The sequence below is a fragment of the uncultured Thermosynechococcus sp. genome, assembly GCF_938074695.1.
In the GTDB taxonomy this organism is placed as follows: Bacteria; Cyanobacteriota; Cyanobacteriia; order Thermosynechococcales; family Thermosynechococcaceae; genus Thermosynechococcus.
This window is the reverse complement of sequence record NZ_CALJEM010000011.1, coordinates 1-3178: the sequence shown is the minus strand read 5'-3', so window position 1 is coordinate 3178 and position 3178 is coordinate 1. Positions and strand designations below refer to the sequence as shown.

Below are 3178 nucleotides of genomic sequence, written 5' to 3'. Positions count from 1 at the left end.
GTCCCCCGCAGAAACCCAATATTTGCCCCCGGACACAGATAACTCAAGGACTTCTGCCGACAGAAGGCTTTTAGTGCTTCAACACTGCGCAGTTGCCGAGGCCAGTGGAAGGTGGTGGCCGTTTTAATCGGTGCCAGTTCTCCCGTAGGTGTAGGGAGCAGATGGCGGCCGGTAAAGAGAACACCCCCTTGGCCATACCAATAGACACAGGCGCTGCCGGGGGAGTGACCGGGTGTCCAGAGGATTTCGAGAGTTTCCCCGATGGCTAGATGGTGATTAAAGGGGGTGACTCTCACTTGAGGCAGAAGATAGGCCTCCTGCGCCTGAATGATCACTTCGCACTCAAAAATGCGCTGTATCTCCCGCACGTGGGCGATCGCCCCCCGATGGGTCAGGATGAGACGCTTGACGCCACCCTGCTGTCTGAGCCACGCCTGGGTGCCCTCTGTCCAAGGGGGGGAATCAATGAGGGTATTGCCATCGTTTTCTACAATGAGATAAGCAGTGCCTCCCAGCGTCTCGCGGTTTGGTGGAAACCCATAGACCATGGGCAATACAAGGCGGGGCGGTTTCTGTTGTTGAGCCACAGGTATCGAAATCATGACATGGATTTCCCTTATTGTATTGGGTTTAATCTTGGTCTTTATTGTCCGCCAGAGTGCTGCCCGCGTCAGTCAAACTCCTTGGTGGCTCCTGTGGCTGGTGCTGATGCTGCCAGCGTTTTTTATTGGGGGTTGGATGCTGCTACTGGGGAATACCCCTGTACCGTCAGGATGGTTAATCCTTGTTTTTGTGGCCAGTTCTGTGCTGTACCTTGTGCTTTTGCGCCGAGGCCAGCCCCCCTTACCCGCCGTACCACCGCCGCCTTTGACACCCCCACGGACGGAAAATAGCAAGCTCCTCAATCAGGAGGAAGAAACGCAACTGCAAAGCTGTTTCCCTTGGGGCATGTATTACTTGCAACAAATTGAGTATCGTCCGCAGGCAGTGATCTGCCGGGGGCAAATGCGCGGTGATGCCAGCCAAGTCTATGAGACGGTGAAGCGCAATATTGCCCAACGCTTTGGCGATCGCTTTTTGGTCATGTTTCAAGTGGGTCTAAGTAATAAGCCCTTTTTTGCCTTGATTCCCCGCGATCGCCTGCCGCAGCCCCAACAACTTTTTCGCCCTGCCCTTAGCCTTAGCCTACTTGCTTTAACCTTTCTCACCACCACTGTTGCGGGGTTGGCCCTTGCTGCCCCTGAGCTGACGGCGAAAGAACTGCGGCTCAATCCAAGTTTGCTCTGGCAGGGGTTGCCCTACAGCGTCAGTCTGCTTTTGATTTTGGGCATCCATGAACTGGGACACTTTGCTACGGCCTGGTATTACGGTGTCAAGGCAACGCTGCCCTACTTTATTCCCCTACCCTTTGCGATGGGCACCCTAGGTGCTTTTATCCAGATGCGATCGCCCGTTCCCCATCGCCGTGCCCTTTTTGACATCAGTATTGCAGGGCCAATGGCTGGGTTGCTGGTCACCCTGCCGATTTTGGCTTGGGGGTTACAACAGTCTGAGGTGGTGCAACTGCCCGCCAATGCTTCAGAGCAAGCCCTCAATCCTCAGGTGTTTAGCCCGCGCATTTCGATTCTTTTTGCCCTCATTGCCAAAGCCATTTTTGGCGCTGCCCTTAAAGGGGACAGTGCGCTGCACCTTCATCCGATGGCCGTGGCCGGGGTGCTGGGCTTGGTGGTGACGGCCTTGAACCTCATGCCGGTGGGGCAGTTAGATGGGGGTCACATTGTTCATGCCATGTATGGCCATCGGCTGGGGGCAATCATTGGCCAAGTGAGCCGTTTCCTCGTGCTGATTCTCGCGTTTATTCAACCGTGGCTTTTTATCTGGGCACTGATTTTATTCTTTATGCCGGCCTTTGACGAACCTGCCCTCAATGATGTCAGTGAATTGGATAACTGGCGCGATGGCCTTGGCTTGATGGCCCTGGTGTTGCTGCTGCTGATTATTTTTCCCCTGCCGGCACCCCTTGCGGATCTGCTACTGCCGACACACCCAATGCCATAGGGGATGACGTTCTCCCTGCCGCCGAATAAACAGGACTTGCTTTTCTAGCCGCTGCTGCCATTTCCGAGAGCGCCCCCATACAATGTTGCAGGTTTGCCAGTAGAGAACGCTGAGGGTTATGCCCAGACACAATGCCAACCCTAGGGCCGGCCAGCGATTAAAGAGAATGCCATAGCGCAAGGCTGCCCACGTAAAATGCTCTCGCATAAGGCTAATTTCGTAGCGAAAGCCCCAGAGACTCACTGTGCCCACAGTCAACCAAAGAAAGAGCACCACACTCCAGCGCATGAGAACGGTAAGGCGATGCAGGCGATCCACCTGCTGTCGAAATTCTGATTCAAGGCCTTGGGGCATTCGCGATCGCTCGTTAGCAGACATCTCTCTATCTCTCGTATCTTTTTGCAGCTTTTTCATCATCTAATGTTAGTTTCAGGGGGTACTAGACGGGGGTTAAAAAAGCTTGGATTTTATCTTTGTGGCACACTGTGGAGAAAAGATGCCAATGGAGAGAAGCCTCTTATGCCAAGCGTGAGTTTACTGCGGGCAACATCCTACGACCTTGACCGTCTTAGTGCGTCCCTTGAGCAACTCTTAGCCCCCCTGGGGGGAATGGCGGCGATAGTGAAACCGGGCGATCGCGTGCTGCTCAAGCCAAATTTACTTACGGGTGCACGGCCAAAACACGAATGCGTCACCCGTCCAGAACTGGTCTATTGCGTAGCCAAAATGGTGCAGGCAGTGGGAGGACACCCCTTTTTGGGGGATGGGCCTGCCTTTGGCTCGGCTCTGGGGGTTGCCCGCAATAATGGCTATTTGCCCTTTATTCAGGAATTGAATTTGCCCGTCATTGAATTCCATGGCGATCGCTACCCCACCGATAACCCTGAGTTTGCCCACCTGCGCCTTAGCAAGGAGGCCATGGCTGCCGATGTGGTCATTAACCTGCCTAAGGTGAAATCCCACGTGCAACTGACGCTGACCCTTGGGGTGAAAAATCTCTTTGGCTGTGTCCCTGGCAAAATGAAGGCTTGGTGGCACATGGAAGCCGGTAAGGATGCCGATCGCTTTGGCCGCATGCTGGTGGAAACCGCACGGGCGATCGCCCCTGAATTGACCATTG

At 54.4% G+C, this 3178-nt stretch carries 4 protein-coding genes; 2 read left to right on the top strand and 2 right to left on the bottom strand.

Annotation, left to right across the window (positions count from 1 at the left end):
* On the bottom strand, positions 1-602 hold a 602-nt coding region (locus Q0683_RS01585; protein ID WP_298975931.1), incomplete at its 3' end, for an MBL fold metallo-hydrolase.
* On the opposite strand from Q0683_RS01585, the gene Q0683_RS01580 reads away from it, so the two are divergent.
* Positions 601-2058, top strand: coding sequence for a site-2 protease family protein (locus tag Q0683_RS01580; RefSeq protein WP_298618087.1), 1458 nt, complete (start codon positions 601-603; stop codon positions 2056-2058). The two genes, Q0683_RS01585 and Q0683_RS01580, sit on opposite strands and share 2 nt — an antisense overlap.
* On the opposite strand, the gene Q0683_RS01575 is transcribed toward Q0683_RS01580, so the two are convergent.
* A complete protein-coding gene (locus Q0683_RS01575; protein ID WP_298612807.1) occupies positions 2032-2436 on the bottom strand; it encodes a hypothetical protein in 405 nt (134 codons plus the stop codon). The genes Q0683_RS01580 and Q0683_RS01575 overlap by 27 nt on opposite strands.
* Before the next feature lie 141 nt (positions 2437-2577).
* Between Q0683_RS01575 and Q0683_RS01570 the strand changes: the two genes are divergently transcribed.
* A partial coding sequence (locus Q0683_RS01570) for a DUF362 domain-containing protein (RefSeq protein WP_298975928.1) occupies positions 2578-3178 on the top strand: 601 nt, incomplete at its 3' end.

Excerpts from the sequence above, each read along its gene's own strand:
- Q0683_RS01580 (WP_298618087.1), top strand. The coding sequence starts at position 601 with ATGACATGGATTTCCCTTATTGTATTGGGTTTAATCTTGGTCTTTATT.
- Q0683_RS01575 (WP_298612807.1), bottom strand. The coding sequence starts at position 2,436 with ATGTCTGCTAACGAGCGATCGCGAATGCCCCAAGGCCTTGAATCAGAA.